This window comes from Pseudonocardia sp. (genome assembly GCF_029263155.1).
In the GTDB taxonomy this organism is placed as follows: domain Bacteria; phylum Actinomycetota; class Actinomycetes; order Mycobacteriales; family Pseudonocardiaceae; genus Pseudonocardia.
The window spans coordinates 49,854-68,089 of the sequence record NZ_JAJCYB010000043.1; the positions used below are offsets into that span (position 1 = coordinate 49,854).

Annotated in this window: 17 protein-coding genes; 7 read left to right on the forward strand and 10 right to left on the reverse strand. The window is 74.6% G+C overall.

From position 1 onward, the window contains the following. Positions 1-34: 34 nt before the first annotated feature. Genes Q1K26_RS07600 through Q1K26_RS07615 form a run of 4 tightly spaced genes read right to left on the reverse strand, consistent with a single transcriptional unit; the run spans position 35 to position 5,539 of the window. The gene (locus tag Q1K26_RS07600) at positions 35-880 is read right to left on the reverse strand and encodes an FAD binding domain-containing protein (protein WP_300008852.1); all 846 of its coding nucleotides are present in this window, start codon (positions 878-880) and stop codon (positions 35-37) included. Then, the gene (locus Q1K26_RS07605) at positions 877-1,650 is read right to left on the reverse strand and encodes an enoyl-CoA hydratase/isomerase family protein (RefSeq protein WP_300008854.1); all 774 of its coding nucleotides are present in this window, start codon (positions 1,648-1,650) and stop codon (positions 877-879) included. Before Q1K26_RS07605 ends, Q1K26_RS07600 begins: the two co-directional genes overlap by 4 nt. Beyond that, the gene (locus Q1K26_RS07610; RefSeq protein ID WP_300008856.1) at positions 1,651-4,062 is read right to left on the reverse strand and encodes a xanthine dehydrogenase family protein molybdopterin-binding subunit; all 2,412 of its coding nucleotides are present in this window, start codon (positions 4,060-4,062) and stop codon (positions 1,651-1,653) included. Then, the gene (locus Q1K26_RS07615) at positions 4,055-5,539 is read right to left on the reverse strand and encodes an AMP-binding protein (RefSeq protein ID WP_300008857.1); all 1,485 of its coding nucleotides are present in this window, start codon (positions 5,537-5,539) and stop codon (positions 4,055-4,057) included. The genes Q1K26_RS07610 and Q1K26_RS07615 overlap by 8 nt, the downstream gene beginning before the upstream one ends. A 92-nt stretch (positions 5,540-5,631) precedes the next feature. Here Q1K26_RS07615 and Q1K26_RS07620 point away from each other — a divergent pair, with 92 nt between their 5' ends. The 5 genes from Q1K26_RS07620 (at position 5,632) to Q1K26_RS07640 (ending at position 8,651) form a co-directional block, all read left to right on the forward strand. Further along, the gene (locus Q1K26_RS07620; protein ID WP_300008858.1) at positions 5,632-6,219 is read left to right on the forward strand and encodes a PadR family transcriptional regulator; all 588 of its coding nucleotides are present in this window, start codon (positions 5,632-5,634) and stop codon (positions 6,217-6,219) included. Between the two features lie 28 nt (positions 6,220-6,247). After that, a complete protein-coding gene (locus Q1K26_RS07625; protein WP_300008859.1) occupies positions 6,248-6,856 on the forward strand; it encodes a sulfite oxidase-like oxidoreductase in 609 nt (202 codons plus the stop codon). Positions 6,857-6,905: 49 nt separating this feature from the next. Further along, positions 6,906-7,628 carry an FAD-binding oxidoreductase gene (locus Q1K26_RS07630; protein WP_300008860.1) on the forward strand — a complete coding sequence of 241 codons (723 nt, stop codon included), beginning with the start codon at positions 6,906-6,908 and terminating at the stop codon, positions 7,626-7,628. Between the two features lie 199 nt (positions 7,629-7,827). After that, positions 7,828-8,235 (forward strand): tRNA (N6-threonylcarbamoyladenosine(37)-N6)-methyltransferase TrmO, encoded by a 408-nt coding sequence (tsaA, locus tag Q1K26_RS07635; RefSeq protein WP_300008861.1) that lies wholly within the window; start codon positions 7,828-7,830, stop codon positions 8,233-8,235. Positions 8,236-8,432: 197 nt separating this feature from the next. Further along, positions 8,433-8,651 carry a hypothetical protein gene (locus tag Q1K26_RS07640; protein WP_300008862.1) on the forward strand — a complete coding sequence of 73 codons (219 nt, stop codon included), beginning with the start codon at positions 8,433-8,435 and terminating at the stop codon, positions 8,649-8,651. Here the strand turns inward: Q1K26_RS07640 and Q1K26_RS07645 are convergent. The 5 genes from Q1K26_RS07645 to Q1K26_RS07665 all read right to left on the reverse strand — a co-directional run bounded on the left by Q1K26_RS07645 (position 8,633) and on the right by Q1K26_RS07665 (position 15,647). Further along, positions 8,633-9,442: an NAD(P)-dependent oxidoreductase gene (locus tag Q1K26_RS07645; protein WP_300008863.1), complete on the reverse strand. Its 810-nt coding sequence runs from the start codon at positions 9,440-9,442 to the stop codon at positions 8,633-8,635. The two genes, Q1K26_RS07640 and Q1K26_RS07645, sit on opposite strands and share 19 nt — an antisense overlap. Further along, on the reverse strand, positions 9,439-10,230 hold the full coding sequence (locus Q1K26_RS07650) for a metal-dependent hydrolase (RefSeq protein WP_300008864.1): 792 nt from the start codon (positions 10,228-10,230) through the stop codon (positions 9,439-9,441). The genes Q1K26_RS07645 and Q1K26_RS07650 overlap by 4 nt, the downstream gene beginning before the upstream one ends. Positions 10,231-10,604: 374 nt before the next feature. After that, positions 10,605-11,591, reverse strand: a complete 987-nt coding sequence (gene meaB / locus Q1K26_RS07655; protein WP_300008865.1) for a methylmalonyl Co-A mutase-associated GTPase MeaB — start codon at positions 11,589-11,591, stop codon at positions 10,605-10,607. Between the two features lie 73 nt (positions 11,592-11,664). Next, positions 11,665-13,806 (reverse strand): methylmalonyl-CoA mutase, encoded by a 2,142-nt coding sequence (gene scpA, locus Q1K26_RS07660; protein WP_300008866.1) that lies wholly within the window; start codon positions 13,804-13,806, stop codon positions 11,665-11,667. After that, positions 13,803-15,647, reverse strand: coding sequence for a methylmalonyl-CoA mutase family protein (locus Q1K26_RS07665; RefSeq protein ID WP_300008867.1), 1,845 nt, complete (start codon positions 15,645-15,647; stop codon positions 13,803-13,805). The genes scpA and Q1K26_RS07665 overlap by 4 nt, the downstream gene beginning before the upstream one ends. A 252-nt stretch (positions 15,648-15,899) precedes the next feature. On the opposite strand from Q1K26_RS07665, the gene Q1K26_RS07670 reads away from it, so the two are divergent. Both Q1K26_RS07670 and Q1K26_RS07675 read left to right on the forward strand, forming a co-directional pair. Beyond that, positions 15,900-16,466: a sigma-70 family RNA polymerase sigma factor gene (locus Q1K26_RS07670; RefSeq protein ID WP_300008868.1), complete on the forward strand. Its 567-nt coding sequence runs from the start codon at positions 15,900-15,902 to the stop codon at positions 16,464-16,466. After that, positions 16,463-17,122, forward strand: a complete 660-nt coding sequence (locus Q1K26_RS07675) for an anti-sigma factor (protein ID WP_300008869.1) — start codon at positions 16,463-16,465, stop codon at positions 17,120-17,122. Before Q1K26_RS07670 ends, Q1K26_RS07675 begins: the two co-directional genes overlap by 4 nt. Before the next feature lie 38 nt (positions 17,123-17,160). Here Q1K26_RS07675 and Q1K26_RS07680 read toward each other — a convergent pair whose 3' ends face one another. After that, positions 17,161-18,165, reverse strand: a complete 1,005-nt coding sequence (locus Q1K26_RS07680) for an LLM class flavin-dependent oxidoreductase (RefSeq protein ID WP_300008870.1) — start codon at positions 18,163-18,165, stop codon at positions 17,161-17,163. Between the last annotated feature and the right edge of the window lie 71 nt (positions 18,166-18,236).

Here is an 18,236-nt window from a genome sequence, read left to right on the forward strand (position 1 = left end):
GAGCAGCGCTGTGGCTCCGAAGTGCGGTGGGTGGTCATGTGCGCTCCTTTCGGGCGGCGCGCAGCGCGCGCGCCAGCTCGCGGGCGGCCAGCACCCGGAACAGGCGGCGGCGGTAGCCGGTGGAACCGTGCCCGTCGCCGCCGGTGTCCACGACCTCGCGCGCCAGGTCGCCCAGCGCGTCGCCGTCGTCGACGATGGACGTGACGTCGCGGGTCACGGGCGTGTCGGAGACGCCGAAGCCGGTGAGGCGGGCGTCGAGCACCGCGCCGTCGTCGCCGACCCGGACCCGGGTGACGACCCCGGCGAGCGCGAAGTCGCCGTGCCGGCGGGCGATCTCGCCGAAGCCGTGGCCCTCCCCCGGCCGTGCGACCGGGAACTCGACGGCGGTGACGACCTCCTGCGCCGACGCCCCGGTCGTCATCGCGCCGACGAAGAACTCCCCGGCGGGCACGCGGCGGCGACCCTCCGGACCGGCGACCTCGATCGTCGCCTCCAGGCAGGCCGCCACGGCCGGCAGCTCCGCGGCCGGGTCGGCGTGGGCCAGGCTGCCGCAGACGGTGCCGCGGCTGCGCAGCTCCCGGTGCCCGACGAACGGCATCGCCATCCCGATCAGGGGTACCGCGGCGGCGTCGGCGGAGCGCTCCAGGCGGCGCTGGCGGACGGTGGCCCCGACGCGGAGCATCCCGTCGGAGACGGCCAGGTCGCCCAGCGCGGCCACCGACCCGATGTCGACCAGCGTCGCGGGCCGGCCCAGCCGCATGGCCAGCACCGGCACCAGCGACTGCCCGCCGGCGAGCACCTTGCCGTCCCCGCCGTCCAGCTCGGCGAGGACGTCGTCCAGCGTGCCGGGCCGGACGTACGCGAACGGTGCGGGCTTCATCGGCCCGTGAACTCCGGCTTCCGCTTCTCCCCGAACGCCGCGACACCCTCGGCGAAGTCGTGGGTGGAGCGGAGCATCGCGTAGGCCTTCCGCTCCAGGTCGATGCCGGTGTACAGCGGGCCGTCGACCCCCTTGTCCAGCACCTCCTTCGCGGTGCGCTGGGCGATCGGCGAGAAGGCGGCCATCTTCTCCGCCAGCGCGTCGACGGCGGTGTAGAGGGCGTCGCGGTCGTCGTGGACCTCGGCGAGGATGCCCCAGTCCAGCGCCTGCTGGGCCTGGATGCGGGTGGCCGTCATGATGTGGAACTTCGCCCGCGAGAGGCCGATCAGCCGGGCCAGGCGCTGGGTGCCGCCGGAGCCGGGGATCATGCCGAGGTTCATCTCCGGCAGCGCGAACTGCGTGCGCGGGGTGCCGAGCCGGATGTCGCAGGCCAGCGCCATCTCACAGCCGACGCCGAAGCAGTAGCCGTCGATCGCGGCGATCACCGGCTTGGCGCTGCGGGCCGGGGCGGTGACGTTGTGGCCGAGGTCGGTGAAGTCCATGGGGTCGACCTCCATGAACCCGGCGATGTCGCCCCCGCTGGTGAAGTGCTCCCCGTCGGACCGCACCACGACCACGCGGATCCCCGGGTCGGCGTCGATCTCGGCGAACCGGTCCGCCACGAGCTGGCGCATCTCCCACGTCACGACGGTGTACTTCCCGTGCGACAGCGTGAGGTACGCGACCGGGCCCTTCTTCTCGAGCGTGACGTCGCCACCGGTCAGTGCCATCTACTTCTCCTCCATGAGCTGGTGCAGCACCTCGCCGTGCAGCGGGAGCCTGGTGATCGGGATGCCGGGCAGCGCGTCGGCCACGGCGTTGGCGAAGGCGACGGGGAAGCTCATCGACGAGCCCTCCCCGCAGCCTTTGGCCCCGAGCGGGGTGAGCGGCGACGGCGTGACGACGTGGTCGCTGCGCAGGTCGTAGCCGGTCTCGGCGCTGGTGGGGCACAGGTAGTCCAGGAACGTGGCCGAGGTCGGCTGCCCGGACGGGGCGTGGGTGAACTCCTCGTACATCGCGCCGCCGAGTGCGTGGGCGAGCGCGCCGTGCACCTGGCCGTCGAGGAGCTGCTGGTCGAGCACGGTCCCGGCGTCGTGCACCGAGGAGACCCGGTCGATCGTGATCTGCAGGGTCTCCGGGTCGATGTGCACCGCGACGATCTCGGCGACGAACCCGTAGCAGAGCGAGGAGTTGATCCGGTCGTCGCGGGTGGCGGCGCCGGTCTCGCGCGGGCTGAACTCGGCCTCGGCGTAGAGCCGGGCGGGCACGTCCGCAGGCAGCGACGTGGGGTCCCAGTGCACGATCCCGGCGGCGTGCCGGAACAGCATCGACGCCCCGGACGGGTGCACGACCGCGCCGTCGCGCAGCGTGAGCTCGTCGGCGGGGACCTCCAGTGCGACGGCCGCGGCGGCCCGGACGGTGGCCGCGATCGTGTCGGCGGCCGCCACCACCGCGCTCGTGCCCAGCGGGGCGAAGCGCGAGGAGTAGCTGCCGGAGGTGACCGTCCACGGCGTGGTCGCGGTGTCCATGTCGACGACGACGCGCACCTGCTCCACCGGCAGGCCCAGGCGGTCCGCCGCCACCTTTCGGGCGACGGTGGCGTGCCCCTGCCCCTGCGGCACCGTCCCGAGCAGGACCGTGACGACGCCCTGCACGTCCACCGAGATCCGCACGTGCTCGGTGGACCCGGACTTGTCGCGGCCCGGTTTGCGCTGCTCGGACGGGGTGGCCAGGCCGACGTAGCCGATGTTGGTGCCCGACGGGTCGACCACCAGCGCGACGCCGATGCCGTAGTGGGCACCCTCCGCACGGGCGGCGGCCTGGCGCGCGCGCAGCTCGTCGAGGTCGGCGTTCTTCACCGCCAGCGCGACGGCGGCGGCGTAGTCCCCCGAGTCGTAGACGCCGCCGGTGGGCGTCTCGTACGGGAAGGCGTCGACGAGGTTGCGCCTGCGGACCTCGATGGGGTCGAGCCCGGTGGCCGCGGCGACGGCGTCCATCAGCCGCTCCAGCCCGAAGTAGAGCTGCTGGCCGCCGAAGCCGCGGTTGAGCCCGGTGGGCATCGAGTTCGTGACGACGGCGCGCGCCCGGATCTCGACCGCGCCGATCCGGTACGGGCCGGTGATGTTGCCGAAGCAGCGGTAGAGCGTGGACGGCTCGGGCGGGCGCAGGTAGGCGCCGACGTTGTCGACCAGGTCCGTGCGCAGCGCGGTGATCTCGCCCGCGGCGCTCACCGCGGCGGCGAACCGCATCACCCGGTCGGCCCCCGACGACGACGCCAGCAGGTGCTCGACGCGGTCCTCGGTCCAGCGCACCGGCGTGCCGGAGTGCTTGCTGGCCAGGGCCATCAGCACCACGTAGGGGTAGATGCCTGCCTTGATGCCGAAGCTGCCGCCGATGTCGGCGGGCACGTGCAGCCGCACCGCCGAGGTGGGCAGGCCCAGCGCGCCCGCCATCACCGGCACCATCGTGAACGGGCCGTGGAAGTTGGCCCAGGCTTCGACACCGGGCCCGCCGGCCCCGGAGGCATCGACACTGCCCTCGCGGTAATCGGCGATGACCGAGTAGCACTCCATCGGCACCGAGGAGTAGCGCGGGAAGTCGTACTCGCCCTCGACGACGTGGTCGGCCTCGGCGAAGGCCTGCTCGACGGGCCCGAAGGAGAACGTGCGGTCGGTGGCGACGTTCGTGCCGGCCGCCTCGTGCAGCAGCGGCGCGTCCTCGGCCAGTGCCGCCCGTGCCCCGACCACCACGCCGCGCGGCTCGTAGTCGACCTCGACGAGCTCGGCGGCGTCCTCGGCCACGTAGCGGTCCGAGGCGACGACCACGGCGATCGGCTCGCCGACGAAGCGCACCACGTCGACGCCCGTGGGGTAGTAGTGCATCGGCGCGCCGGTGGACAGCGGGAAGGGCTTGAGCCCGGCGCGCACCTCGTCGGGCCCGACGACCGCGGCGACCCCGGGGTGCGCGCGGGCGCGGGACAGGTCGACCGACCGGATCCGGGCGTGCGGCTGCGTCGAGCGCACGACGGCCGCGTGCAGGGTGCCCGGCAGCGGGTCCTGGTCGTCGAGGAAGCGCCCCTGCCCCGTGACGAGCGCGAGGTCCTCGACGCGGCTGGGGGTCCATCTCTGCTGTGGCTCAGGCACGCGCCTGCTCCTCGAAGTCACCGGCCACCAGGGTGCGGCGCAGGGTCTTGCCGACGCCGCTGCGCGGGATCGCGGCCACCGCGATCACCCGCTTCGGGCGCTTGAGGGAGGGCAGCACGTCCCGGGCGTAGGCCATGGCCCGGTCGGCGGCCTCCTGCGGGGCGGTGCCCGCCCGGGGCACGACGAAGGCCGTGACGGCCTGACCCCACCGCTCGTCGGGCAGGCCGACCACGCACACGTCGTCGACCTCCGGGCAGCGGATGAGCGCGGCCTCGATCTCGTCGGGGTAGAGGTTCTCCCCACCGGAGTTGATCATGTCGTCGACCCGGCCGGAGACCCACAGGTCGCCGTCGGGGTCGGCCGTGGCGAGGTCGCCGGTGCGGTACCAGCCGTCGACGATCGACCGCTCGTCGGCGTCCGGGCGGTTCCAGTAGCCGGCGAACGCCTCGGGGCTGTCCATCGAGACGAGCACCTGGCCCTGCTCCCCCGGCGCCACGATCGCGTCGACCGGTGCGCCGACCTCGGGCGCCACCAGCCGGACCCGCGAGAACATCCCGGCCCGGCCCGCCGATCCCGGCTTCGCCGCGACGTCGGGACCGATCGTGAACGTGTAGATCTCGGTGCTCCCGAAGTGGTTGACGAACGACCCCGGCTCCAGCGCGCCCACGAGCTCCTCGGCCAGCGCGGGCGTCATCGCCGCGCCGGCGTAGGCCAGCCGGTCCGGACCGTGCGCCAGCCCCGCGCGCAGCAGCGACCAGTAGATCGTCGGCACGAGGTAGAGCGAGCTGATGCGCTCGCGGGCGATGAGGTCCAGCGACTCCGCGGCGTCGAAGGCGGGCTGACCGACCCACGTCCCGCCGACGACGATGCTGGTCAGCAGCGTGCGCAGGCCCATCGTGTGGAACATCGGCATCACGCCGAGCACCACCTCGCCGTTGCGCTGCTGGGTCTGGACCGCGTGGGCGACCGCGGCGGCGTGCTCGGCACGGTGGGTGCGCGGCACGCCCTTGGGCCGTCCGGTCGTGCCGGAGGTGTAGAGCAGGACGCTCAGCGCGTCCTCGCCGGGGGTCTGCGGCAGCGGGGCGTCGGACTCGGCCTCCGCCCGGGCGTCCAGGTCGGCCGCGGCGTGCGGCGTGCCGGCGAACCGGGCCGCGTTGGCCTCGTCGGCCACCACCAGAGTGGCGGCGGCGTCGTCGACGCAGTACCGCAGCTCGTCGGGGGAGAACCGGGTGGACAGCGGGACGGAGACGGCCCCGAGCTTCTGCGCGGCCAGGTGCAGGCTGGCCAGCGGCTCGCCCCCGGTCAGGCCGAGTGCGACACGGTCGCCCGGCCGCACCCCGGCCCCGGCGAGCGCCCGGGCCAGCCGGGTGGTGCGGGCGTCCCACTCGGCATAGGTGAGCTGCCGGCCGAGACCGCCGACCGCCCGCCGGTGCGGGTAGCGCTCGGCGGCCCAGCGCAACGTCGTCGCCAGATCCATCCCCACCTCCATCATCCAAACCGGACGGTACTAGGCAGATGAACACAGACGCAACCCCGGACGGTCCGGCCCGGACGGTTACGATCGTCACCGTGTCCGAGGTCCGGCTGTCCACCACCTCCTACGTGGTGCTGGGCATGATCGCGCTGCGCGGACCGTCCACTCCGTACGACCTCAAGCGCGCCGTCGGGCACTCCGTCGGCTACTTCTGGCACTTCCCGCACGCGCAGCTCTACTCCGAGCCCGACCGGCTCGCCGAGCTCGGGCTGCTCGCGCTGTCGGTGGAGGACTCCGGGCGGCGGCGCAAGACCTACTCGCTCACCGGTCCGGGCCACGACGCCCTGCGGGACTGGCTCGCCGCCCCCACCCACGAGCACTTCCAGATGCGCGACGTCGCCGAGCTCAAGCTGTTCTTCAACGAGGTCGGCGAGCCGGGCAACGTCACCGCGCTGGCGGCCGAGCAGTGCGCCCAGCACGAGAAGCGGATCGCGGTGTACGAGGACATGGTCGCCCGCTTCGGCGCCGACCCGGCCGCGGCGCCCCGCATGATCACCCTGGAGCTGGGGCTGGAGATGGAGCACGCCGCCCTGCGCTTCTGGCGCGCGCTGACGGCGGGGGACCTCGACGCGCTGCGCCGCGAGCGGCAGGATCGGGCGGACGGCCACCCACGGCCGGAATGAACGGGTCGGGTTCGGGCTTGGGAGCGACATGGCCGGTACCACGCGAGGCTTCTTCGGACGACGGCGCGAGCGCGACCCGCGGCTGCCCCCGGGCCAGTACGACGCGGGCGACCAGTGGCCGGTGCTCAACGCCGAGGCCACCCCCCGGATCGGCACCGACCGCTGGACCTTCACCGTGGAGGGCCTCGTCGAGCGCGAGACGACCTGGAGCTGGGACGAGATCCACGCGCTGCCGCCGTCGCGCTACTCCGGTGACATCCACTGCGTCACCACGTGGTCGAAGTTCGGCATGACCTTCGACGGCGTGTCCGTGGACACCCTGCTCGACGCGGCCGGGGTGCTGCCCACCGCCACCCACGTGATCGGGGTCTCCCACACCGGATACACCACCAACCTGCCGCTCGCCGACGTCACCGGCGGGAAGGCCTGGGTGGTCTGGGACGTCGACGGGCAGCCGCTGACCCGCGAGCACGGCGGCCCGGCCCGGCTGCTGGTGCCGCACCTGTACTTCTGGAAGAGCGCGAAGTGGGTCTCCGGCCTGCGCCTGCTCGACCACGACGAGCAGGGCTTCTGGGAGCGCAACGGTTACCACGACCGCGGCGACCCGTGGACCGAGCAGCGCTACCAGGGCGACTGATGAGCGAGCCCGCCGACCGACGACCGCCGCGTGCCGGCAGGGGTGGACGATGAGCCTCACCCCCGGCGGCACCACGCACCGCGCCACGCTGCGCTGGCAGACCGCCCGCGTGCTCGCGGTCCGCGACGAGACCCCGCGCGCCCGCACGCTGCGCCTCGCCCTGCCCGCGCCGCGCCGGCACGCCGCCGGCCAGCACTACGTCGTGCGCCTCACCGCACCCGACGGCTACACCGCGTCGCGCTCGTACTCGGTGGCCACCGCCCCCGACGACACCGGGGAGATCGAGCTGACCGTCGAGGCGCTGGAGGACGGCGAGGTCTCGGGATACCTGCACGAGGTGGTCGAGCCGGGCGACGAGCTGGAGGTCCGCGGCCCGATCGGCGGCTTCTTCGCCTGGACCGGTGACACCCCGGCGCTGCTCGTCGGCGGCGGGTCCGGGGTCGTCCCGCTGATGTCGATGCTGCGCCAGGCCCGCCGCGAGGGCGCCGCCGACCTGCTGCGGGTCGTCGTGTCGGCCCGCTCGCCCGCCGACCTCTACTACGCCGCCGAGCTCCCCGGTCCGCAGACCACGCTCGTGCACACCCGGGTGTCGCCCGGCCCCCGCCCCGCCGGACGGCTCACCACCGCCGACCTGGCGCCGCTGGTCCGCGGCGGGGAGGACGTGTTCGTCTGCGGCTCCCCCGGCTTCTGCGACACGGTCACCGACCTGCTGGGCGAGCTCGGCGTGCCGGTGGCCGCGATCCGGGTGGAACGTTTCGGCCCGTCCGGCTGAGCGCCCACCCAGTGAGCCGCCATCCACTGGGCCCGGTTCGCGCGCCGGCCCGGCGTTCGCGCGCCCCCGTGCGGCTCGCGCGTTGCCGGCGGCGCGCAGGAGACCAACCAGCGCGCGAGCGGCGGCTCGCGCGGCCTCCCGGGCGCGGTCGGGTCCCCGAGCAGGCCGCCGCCGACCTCCTCCCCGGGCGGGGCATCGGATGAGCTACCCGGTGCGCCCCATCGGCCACGTCCGCTCGGCCCTCCGCGATCCGGCACAGGCCCCGCGCCAGGGCGACGAGGGCGCGCCGCGGGCCAGGGTCGTCATCGAGCCCGCGTTCGCCCGGGGCATGGCCGACCTGCAGTCCGGTACCGAGGTCGTCGTGCTGACCTGGCTGCATCTCGCCCGTCGCGACGAGCTCGTCACCCGGCCACGCGACGATCCGGCCCGGCCCGAGCGAGGGGTGTTCAGCACCCGGTCCCCGCACCGGCCCAACCCCATCGGGCTGCACCGGGTGCGGATCGTGGCGATCTCTGGGAACGAGATCGAGGTGACCGGTCTCGAGGCGGTGGACGGGACACCCGTCGTGGACGTCAAGCCGGTGTTGCGGGGCCTGGCCGAGCGGTAGGGGACCGGGAGCACTCCGCCGGCGAGGGACTCGGGCCCGCTCGGCTCGACCGGAGGACGGCCGAGCGCGGTGGTGGCACTGCCGCCTCGCCGGACGCGGCGTCGATCCGCGACCAGGACGTCGACGCGGCGGGCAGCTCCCGACGACAGCCGGTCACCACTCCCTGATCAGGTGACATCGACACCACACCTTCGGGTGTGATCACGATCGAGTGCCTGACGGCCGGACGCGGGCCCGCCACCATGGAGGCCATGCAGAACACCCGGTCGGTGACCACATTCATCCTGGTCGGTGCGATGGTGGCCGCGCTCGCGCTCGGCGGGGCGGCGGCCGCCTCGGCGGGCGAGCCCACGAACCGGGGGTGGAACACCCCCGCCGGTCAGGCCGACGAGTTCGCTCAGGTCGCCGAGGACTGATCCCGCTCCCGGTACACCTGCGCGGCCGCCCGGGAGAAGCCGTCGGGCCGTCCGACCGCGGCGATGGCGTCGGCCGCCTCGTCCATCTCCCCGCTGAGCCGCCACGCCTTCGCGCCCGCGGCGTCGACCCCGGCCAGTGCGGCGTCGAGGTCGACCCCGGCCAGGCGGCGCAGTTCCGACCGGAGCGGGTCGCCGACCCCGTAGGCCTCGGCCGCCCCCGACATCACCGGCCAGATCGCGGCCATCGCCTTGCTGTGCAGTCCGAAGCAGGCCTTCAGCGCGCTGGCCGTGCCCAGATCGGGGCCCAGGGTGCGGGCGTCGAACGGGGAGTCCTCGAACAGCGCGGCCACCTCGGGCGCCCGCGCGCCGGAGAGCCAGAACACCGTCGTGCCGCGCTCCCAGGCCGGCGGGCCGATCACGGCGCCGTCGACGACGTGCGCGGCCCCGAGCAGGTCTGCGATCGCGTCCACAGTGGCCGGGGAGACCGCGTTGGCGTCGACGTAGAGCGGGCGGTCCGGGCGATCACCCAGCGCGTCGGCGACCTCCTGCGCCACCGCGCGCGCCGCGTGCGGCGGGCAGATCGAGATGATCACGTGCGAGCGGCGGGCCAGCTCGGCGACGTCGGGCACGCCCACCAGATCGGCGATCTCGGCGCGCTTCGAGGTGGGGACGCTGCGCCCGGCAGCCGCCCAGATCACGGCACCGGCCGCCCGCTTGAGGGCCGATCCCATCGCCGCCCCCATCACGCCGGGGTGCAGGATGCCGATCACGGGACGGGGCGGGAGGCTCACGACCCCATCATGGCGTCCCCGATGCGCAGGAGCACCGGCGCCACCCCCGGTACGACGAGCATCACCAGCACGAAGGTCGCCAGGGTCAGTGCGGGCGCCACGACCCAGGCCTCGACGCGGCCGCCGGTGCGGAACCGCAGCGGGCGCGGGCCGCCGACGGGATACCAGCGGCGCTGCCGGATGGTCAGCGGCCACAGCAGCGGCGCCCCGGACTCCGTCGCCGCGTCGCCGAGCGAGTGCACGATCATCCCGAGCGTGACGGCGACGCCCAGCCACCCCGCGGTGCCCGCGGTCCCACCGGGTACGTACTGCTCCACGGCGAACGTCAGTCCCGCCGCGATCACCAGCGACGGCGGGCCCGGCACGATCGCGTCCAGGCCCTTGATCGCGAGCGCGATGCAGACGAACAGCGTGCCGATCAGCACCGGCGCGCCCCACCAGGCCGAGGCCAGGTTGATCGCGAACCCGAGCAGCACGGCCCCGAGGACGGTGTGCGTCAGGCCGCGATGGGTGCCCTTCCCGGTGTCGCGGCGGGCGCGGGTCAGCCGGTACACCAGCCCGGACAGCGGCCGGACCACGTAGGACGCGGCCGCCGACGCCGCCGTGAAGTGCTTCGTGGCCGTCGACGACGGGTGGTCGAGATCGGGCAGCAGGGCCGCGCCCGCGCACACGGCGGCGAAGGTGACGACGGTGCCCGCGCTCGGCGACACCCCGAGCACCTGCGGCACGTACCCGGCGACCGCGAGCCCGAGAGCCGCACCGGACGTGGCATGCGAGATCCCGAGCACGTGGCGACGCTACGCAGCGGCGACGGCGCGACCGGTGAGGCGCGCCGGGTTCCGCACCCGCTGCGGGCCGTCGCACAGGATGCAGCCCGTCGCACAGGTTCCAGCCCGCGCGAGAGTCAGCAACCCGTGCGACACCCGCGGGCGGCGCCCGCCGCACAGGCTCCAGCCCGTCGCACAGGTTCCGGCCTGTGCGCGAGTCAGCAAGCACGCGCGAGAGTCAGCAGCACGTGCGAAACCCGCGGGCGGCGCCCGTCGCACAGGTTCCAGCCCGTCGCACAGGTTCCAGCCTGTGCGAGAGTCGGCAGCACGTGCGACAGCCGCGGACGGGGTCCGTCGCACAGGTCGCAGCCCGTGCTGTCTGTGCGCCGGGGGGGTCAGTCCGGCAGGCCCAGGGTGTCCAGCAGGCGGGCCGCGGCCAGGGTCGGTGTCAGGTCGCCGCCCCGGACCTCCGACTCCAGCTCGCCGATCATCTGCTTCGCGGCGCTCTGCAGCCGGTCCATCAGCTGGTCGCGGACCATCGCCCACATCCACTGCACCTGCTGCTCGGCACGTCGGGCCGCGAGCTCACCGTGCTCCTCGAGGGTGCGGCGGTGGTCCTGCACCGCCTCCCACACCTCGGCCATCCCGGCGTCGGTCTGCGCGCTGCACGCCAGCACCGGTGGGCGCCACGACTCCGAGGGCGGCGTCATCATCCGCAGCGCCCCCGCGAGCTCGCGCGCCGCGACCTTGGCGTCGCGCTCGTGGGAGCCGTCGGCCTTGTTCACCGCCACCACGTCGGCCAGTTCCAGGATGCCCTTCTTGATCCCCTGGAGCTGGTCGCCGGTGCGGGCGATGGTGAGCAGCAGGAACGTGTCGACCATGCCCGCCACGGCCACCTCGGACTGCCCCACGCCGACCGTCTCCACGAGCACCGCGTCGTAGCCGGCGGCCTCCATCAGCACGATCGTCTCCCGGGTGGCCCGGGCCACGCCGCCGAGTGTGCCGGCGCTGGGCGACGGGCGGACGAACGCGTTCTCGTGCACCGCGAGCTTCGCCATCCGCGTCTTGTCACCCAGGATCGAGCCGCGGGTGCGGGTGGACGACGGGTCGACGGCGAGCACCGCGACCCGGTGCCCGGCGGTGGTCAGCCGGGTGCCGAGCGCCTCGATGAACGTCGACTTCCCGACCCCGGGCACCCCGCTGATCCCCACCCGGGCCGCTCCCCCGCTGTGCGGCAGCAGTTCGAGCAGCAGCTGCTGGGCGGCGGCCCGGTGGTCGGGCCGGTTCGACTCGACCAGGGTGATCGCGCGGGCCAGCACCGACCGGGACCCGGCGAGGACACCCTTCACCAGCGCCGGGACGTCGGGGGCGGGCCTGCTCACCGCGCTCCCCCGCCGCGCCGGGCCGGACGCTCCGCGCGGGCGGTGTGCCGAGGGGTCGTGCGCAGGCGCTCGCTCACGGGGTGAGCTTCTCCAGCAGGTCCACCGCCGCCTCGGCGATCACGGTGCCCGGCCCGAACACCGCGGCCGCGCCCATATCCAGCAGCGTGGGCACGTCGCCGGGCGGGATCACGCCGCCGACGACGACCATGATGTCGCCGCGGTCGAGCTTCGCCAGCTCCTCACGCAGCTCCGGAACCAGGGTGAGGTGCCCGGCGGCCAGCGAGTTGACGCCGACGACGTGCACGTCGGCCTCCACCGCCTGGCGCGCGACCTCGCCCGGGGTCTGGAACAGCGGGCCCACGTCGACGTCGAAACCGAGGTCGGCGAACGCGGTGGCGATCACCTTCTGGCCGCGGTCGTGGCCGTCCTGGCCCATCTTGGCCACGAGGATGCGCGGCTGGCGCCCCTCCTGCTCGGCGAAGACGTCGACCAGCTCGCGGGCCCGGCCCATGGACGGCGTCGCGCCCGCCTCGTCGGAGTACACCCCGGAGATGATCCTGATCTGGCCCGAGTGGCGCGAGTAGACCTTCTCCAGCGCGTCGGAGATCTCCCCGACGGTGGCCTTCGCGCGGGCGGCGACGACGGCCAGGTGCAGCAGGTTCTGCTCCTCGGTGCGGGTGTCGCGGCCCGCGGCGTCGGTGAGTGCGGCCAGTGCCGACTCGACCTCGCCCGCGTCGCGCTCCTCGCGCAGCCGGCGCAGCTTGTCGAGCTGCTCGGCGCGCACCCCGGCGTTGTCGACCTTGCGCACGTCGAGCTGCTCGTCCTCGGCGACGACGTACTTGTTGATGCCGATGACCGGCTGGCGGCCGGAGTCGATGCGGGCCTGGGTGCGGGCCGCGGCCTCCTCGATGCGCAGCTTCGGGATGCCCGCGTCGATGGCCTGGGCCATGCCGCCGGCCTTCTCGACCTCCTCGATGTGGCTCCATGCGCGCCGCGCCAGGTCGTAGGTGAGCTTCTCGACGTAGAAGCTGCCGCCCCACGGGTCGATCACGTCGGTGGTTCCCGACTCCTGCTGCAGCAGCAGCTGGGTGTTCCGGGCGATCCGGGCGGAGAAGTCGGTGGGTAGCGCGAGCGCCTCGTCCAGGGCGTTGGTGTGCAGGCTCTGGGTGTGCCCCTGGGTGGCGGCCATCGCCTCCACGCAGGTGCGGATGACGTTGTTGTAGACGTCCTGCGCGGTGAGCGACCAGCCCGACGTCTGCGAATGCGTCCGGAGCGAGAGCGACTTCGCGTTCTCCGGCTCGAACTGCTGCACCAGCTTCGCCCACAGCAGCCGCGCGGCGCGGAGCTTGGCGACCTCCATGAAGAAGTTCATGCCGATGCCCCAGAAGAAGCTCAGCCGGGGCGCGAACCGGTCCACGTCCATGCCCGCGTCCATGCCCGCCCGCAGGTACTCCACGCCGTCGGCGAGGGTGTAGGCCAGCTCCAGGTCGGCCGTGGCCCCGGCCTCCTGGATGTGGTAGCCGGAGATGGAGATCGAGTTGAACTTCGGCATCTCCCGCGCGGTGTAGGAGAAGATGTCAGAGATGATCTGCATCGAGGGCTGCGGCGGGTAGATGTAGGTGTTGCGGACCATGAACTCCTTGAGGATGTCGTTCTGGATGGTCCCGGTGAGCTGCTCGTGGCTCACCCCCTGCTCCTCCGCGGCCACGATGTAGAGCGCGAGCACCGGCAGCACGGCACCGTTCATCGTCATCGACACGCTCATCTCGTCGAGCGGGATGCCGTCGAACAGCTGGCGCATGTCGTAGATCGAGTCGATCGCCACCCCCGCCATGCCGACGTCGCCGCCGACGCGCGGGTGGTCGGAGTCGTAGCCGCGGTGGGTGGCCAGGTCGAACGCGATCGACAGGCCCTTCTGCCCGGCGGCGAGGTTGCGCCGGTAGAACGCGTTGGACTCGGTCGCCGTCGAGAAGCCCGCGTACTGGCGGATCGTCCACGGCTGGGTGGCGTACATCGCCGGGTACGGGCCGCGCAGGTAGGGCGCGATGCCGGGGTAGGTGTCGAGGAAGTCGACGCCGGCGAGGTCGGCGGCGGTGTAGAGCGGCGCCACCGCGATGCCCTCGGGCGACTCCCAGGGCTGCGTCTCGCCGGTCCACTGCGCGGCGGGCGCCGGGTCGGCGTCGAGCGGCACCCGGGTGAAGTCGGGGATCGTCATGGGGAGACCTCCTGGCCTGCGACCGACTCGTGGAGACCCGCGACGACGGCGAGGGCGTCGCAGCCGGCGTGGAGCTGCCCGTCGACACCGTCGAACTCGCCCCGGCCCGCGAGCAGGATGCGCGTCGCACCGGCCTCGCGCAGCGCGGCGACGGTGTCCGCGGCGCGCTCGGCGTACAGCGCGTCGGTGGAGCAGAGCACGGCGACGCCCGCACCGGAGGCCGCGAAGGCGGCGCGCACGTCCTCGGCGGTCTCGGTCGGCCCCGCCTCGACGGTCTCGATCCCCCCGGCGGCCAGCAGGTTGCGGGTGAACCCGGCGCGCGCGGTGTAGGCGGCCAGCGGACCGAGCGTGGCCAGGAAGGCGCGCGGGCGCGCCCCCCGCTCGGCGAGCAGCGCGTCGGACCGGTCTCGGAACGCCTCGAAGGCCTGCGCGGGGCGGTACACCGGGAGTCCGCCCGACGGGGCGTCGGGCAGCGGGCGGCGCTCCACGGGCTGCTCGGCGAGGTCGGGGAACTCGCTGACGCCGGTGAGCGCGGTCCGGCGCGTGGCCACGGCCCGCTCGCGCCCGGCCCGGACCGCCGCGGTGCGCTCGGCGACCAGCCCCGCGTCGAGCGCCGCCACCGCCCCGCCCGCGGACTCGATCTCCTGGAAGAAGGCCCAGGCCGCGCGGGCGAGCTCGTCGGTGAGCGACTCGACGTACCAGGACCCGCCCGCCGGGTCAAGCACCCGGGCCAGGTGCGACTCCTCCACCAGCAGGGCCTGCGTGTTGCGGGCGATGCGGCGCGAGAACGCCTCGGAGGCGCCGATCGCGGCGTCGAAGGGGGCCACGGTGACGGCGTCCGCACCGCCGACGCCCGCCGCGAACCCGGCGAGCGTGCCGCGCAGCAGGTTCACGTAGGGGTCGCGGCGGGTCAGCATCGTGGGCGAGGACACCGCGTGCACGAAGGCCGGTTCGGCCGAGCCGCAGGCCTGCGTCGCCCGCGACCACAGCCGGCGCGCGGCGCGCAGCTTCGCGATCGTCGGGAACTGCTCCGCGGTGGCCGCGAGCCGGAACTCGCACAGCCGGTTCGCCGCCGCCACGTCGAGACCGGCCGCGGTGAGCACGCGCAGGTACTCCACCCCGGCGGCGAGCGCGAACCCGAGCTCCTGGGCGTCCGACCCGCCCGCGGTGTGCACCGGCAGGGCGTCGACGACGACCGCGCGCACCCTCGGGAAGCCGTCGGCCACCCGCAGCGCGAGCTCCACCACGGAGTCGACGGCCGGGCTCGACCCGGTGCGGGCGCGGGCGCCGACCGGGTCGAGGCCGAGCGTGCCGAGGCGCCCGGCGGGCTCGCCGGGCAGCGCGAGGAAGGCCTCGGCCAGGGCCGCCTGGTCGCCGGGTCCGGCGTCCAGCACGACCGGGGCGAGGTCGAGCAGCACGTCACCGAGCACGTGGGGCAGGTCCGCCGGGGTCGTCGCGGCCAGCCAGATCGAGGTGACGCCGTTCTCCAGGTCGGCCGTGACGGCGGCGCGGGCGGCGTCGGCGTCGGGCTCGTCGTGGCGCTGGCGGACGTCCCAACCCGCGGGCACCGGGCCGGTGGCGGAGCCGCCCCGCACGAACGGCGCCCCGCCGGGGACACCGGTCGCGACCGCGGGGGCGTCGGCCGCGGTGTACAGCGGCCGCACGGCGATCCCGTCCGGGCCGGTGCGCACCAGCTTCTCGACCCCGGCACCCGCGGGGGCGTCGTCGGGGATGCGGCGGGCCTTGCGCAGCACACCGTCGACCAGCGCGGTCCACTCGGCCGCGGTCGGGGTGGGGAACTCTGCGGCCAGCGTCAGGTCCGGCAGCTCTGCCTCGGGCATTCCCGGATCGTAGTGACCCGGACGTCACGCGGGCCGGACCGCCACCGGTGGTCCCGCTCACTCGCCGGCCGACCGCGGCCCCGGAACCCGCCGATCAAGGGCGGATGGCCGCTGGTGGATCTTCCCGGCCGACCATATGCCCTTGATCGGCGGGGTGCCACGGACGGGTGACCACGGCACCCCGGCTGAACCGCGGGGCGCCGCGGTCCGTGTGTCGGGGTGGGTGGGCGAGCATGAGTAGGGTCCCCGCCCGTGGACCGGACCGGCCGTGCTGATCGCGCGAGCAGCGCCGAACGGCACAGCAGCGACGAGGCTCTGGTCCACGCCGTCTACTCCGAACACGGACGGGCGATGCTGGTGTACGCGACGCGACTGCTCGACGACCGGGCCGCGGCCGAGGACGTGGTCCAGGAGGCCCTGATCCGGGCGTGGCGCAACCCCGACGTGCTGACCAACGGCCGCGGCTCGGTGCGCGGCTGGTTGCTCACGGTCGTGCGCAACATCGTGATCGACCGGGTGCGGGCGCGCGACGCGCGGCCGCGCGAGGTGTCGGCCGACCGGATGGCCCCGGGCGGCGCGGGCGCCGGGGACCGTCCGCCGGTCACCGGGGACCACGCGGACTCCGTCGCCGCCGCGGTCACCGTCCACGCCGCGTTGGGCACGCTGTCGACCGAGCACCGCGCGGTGCTGGAGCAGGTCTACCTGCACGGGCGCAACCTGGACGAGGCCGCCGCCGTACTGGGCGTGCCCAAGGGCACCGTGAAGTCGCGGTCCTACTACGCGCTGCGTGCGCTGCGCGCGGCGATGGAGCGGGCATGAACCTCGACGATCGGGCCGATCTCGGCGCCCACGCCCTGGGCCTGCTGACCGGCGACGACGCCCGCGCGGTGCAGCACCTGCTCGACACCGACGCCGACGCGCGCCGCGAGTGGGAGGCGCTGCACGCCACCGCGACGACCCTGCGGCAGGTGCCGCCGGAGATGTTCCTCGACGGCCCGCCGGAGTCCGACCTGCTGGTGCGCCGCGCCGTCCGCACGGTACGGGCCGATGGCAGCGGGGCACGGCGGCGGCGCCGGTTCGCTCTGGTCGCGGCCGCGGTCGTGGCCGTCGCGGCGCTGCTCGGCGGGGGCGCGGTGCTCGGCAGGGCGCTGCTGCCCGAGCCGGCCGCCGTCGTCGCCGCGGGAACCCGCACCGTCCAGGGCGCCCAGGGCCCGGTCACCATGACCGCCACGATCACCCCGGCGGCGGGCTGGGTGCGGGTGGCCACGGCGGTGCGCGGGGTCGAGCCGGGCAGGGAGTGCACGATCGTCGTCCTCGACGGTGACGGCGCCGAGCACGTCGCCGGCAGCTGGGTGATCGGGTCCGGCGGCGGGGGCGCCCCGATCGAGGGGGCCACGATCGTCGACCCGGCCGACGTCGTCGCCGTCGCGATCCGCGACGAGACCGGCACCGACCTGATCACGCTACCCGTGTAGCTGCCCGCCGGGGCGACGAGTGGGCCGTCCGTCCGACCCTATCGGACGGTCGGCCCACTCGTCGGCGTACGCAGCCGGGGCAGGACCTCCGCACCCAGGCGGCGGATGTTCTCCAGGGTGCGCGCCCGGTCGCCCGCGCCCTCGACCATGAGCACGACGTGCTCGATGCCGGTCGCCGCGGCGCCCGCGGCGAGCCGGGCGGCCGCGTCCTCGGGGGTGCCGACGGGGTGCAGGCGGCACAGCAGGTCGGTGTAGGCGAGCGGGTCGCGCGGACGGCGGGGCACGTCGTCGACGCGCCGGTAGCCGGCCAGGCCGGGGCCCAACCAGCGCGGGAGGGACGCGCGGATCGTCGCCCGGGCCTCGTCGCGGGTGTCGGCGACGTAGGCGAGCGCGGCGGCCATGTGGTCGGGCCGGGGGTGGGCGCGGGTGAGCTCCGCCCGCTCCGCGTCGTCGGCGTGCATCCCCAGCAGCATCGGCAGGCCGTGGTGGGCGGCCAGCGCCCGGCCCTCGGCGGAGGTGACCGCGAGGACCACCGGCGGGATCGGCCGGGTGCGCGGTCCCGGGACGATCTCGACCTCGCGGAAGGCGAACCGCTCCCCCGCTCCCCGGACCGGACCGCCGCGCAGGGCCCGCAGCAGGAGCGCGAGCCCCTCGGCGAACCCCGCGTCCCCGACGCGGTCCGGTCCGGTGCCGAACACCTCCAGGTCCACCCAGGGCCCGCCCCGGCCGACGCCGAGCCGGAAGCGGCCGCCCGAGACCTGGTCGAGCAGCAGCGCCTGCTCGGCCAGCGCGACCGGGTGGGTCGTGGACAGCACGCTCACCGCCGTGCCGACGCCCACGCGGCGGGTGGCCCCGAGCAGGTAGCCGGCCATGGTGATCGCCGAGGGGACCAGGCCGTAGCTCATGAAGTGGTGCTCGGCCACCCACACGTCGTCGAAGCCGGCCTCCTCGGCCGCGACCGCGGCGGCGACACAGCCGTCGAGCACGGTGCCGTGGTCGAGTCCGGGGAAGCCGGGGGCCAGCAGGAACGCACCGACGCGCATGTGGCGACGCTAGCGTGGACACCGACATTCTACGTCGTGTAGAACTACTACAGGACGTAGAAGATAGGGGG

Excerpts from the sequence above, each read along its gene's own strand:
- Q1K26_RS07665 (WP_300008867.1), bottom strand. The coding sequence starts at position 15,647 with ATGCCCGAGGCAGAGCTGCCGGACCTGACGCTGGCCGCAGAGTTCCCC.
- Q1K26_RS07600 (WP_300008852.1), bottom strand. The coding sequence starts at position 880 with ATGAAGCCCGCACCGTTCGCGTACGTCCGGCCCGGCACGCTGGACGAC.
- tsaA (WP_300008861.1), top strand. The coding sequence starts at position 7,828 with ATGAGCTACCCGGTGCGCCCCATCGGCCACGTCCGCTCGGCCCTCCGC.
- Q1K26_RS07680 (WP_300008870.1), bottom strand. The coding sequence starts at position 18,165 with ATGCGCGTCGGTGCGTTCCTGCTGGCCCCCGGCTTCCCCGGACTCGAC.
- Q1K26_RS07675 (WP_300008869.1), top strand. The coding sequence starts at position 16,463 with ATGAACCTCGACGATCGGGCCGATCTCGGCGCCCACGCCCTGGGCCTG.
- Q1K26_RS07615 (WP_300008857.1), bottom strand. The coding sequence starts at position 5,539 with ATGGATCTGGCGACGACGTTGCGCTGGGCCGCCGAGCGCTACCCGCAC.
- Q1K26_RS07625 (WP_300008859.1), top strand. The coding sequence starts at position 6,248 with ATGGCCGGTACCACGCGAGGCTTCTTCGGACGACGGCGCGAGCGCGAC.
- Q1K26_RS07605 (WP_300008854.1), bottom strand. The coding sequence starts at position 1,650 with ATGGCACTGACCGGTGGCGACGTCACGCTCGAGAAGAAGGGCCCGGTC.
- scpA (WP_300008866.1), bottom strand. The coding sequence starts at position 13,806 with ATGACGATCCCCGACTTCACCCGGGTGCCGCTCGACGCCGACCCGGCG.
- Q1K26_RS07630 (WP_300008860.1), top strand. The coding sequence starts at position 6,906 with ATGAGCCTCACCCCCGGCGGCACCACGCACCGCGCCACGCTGCGCTGG.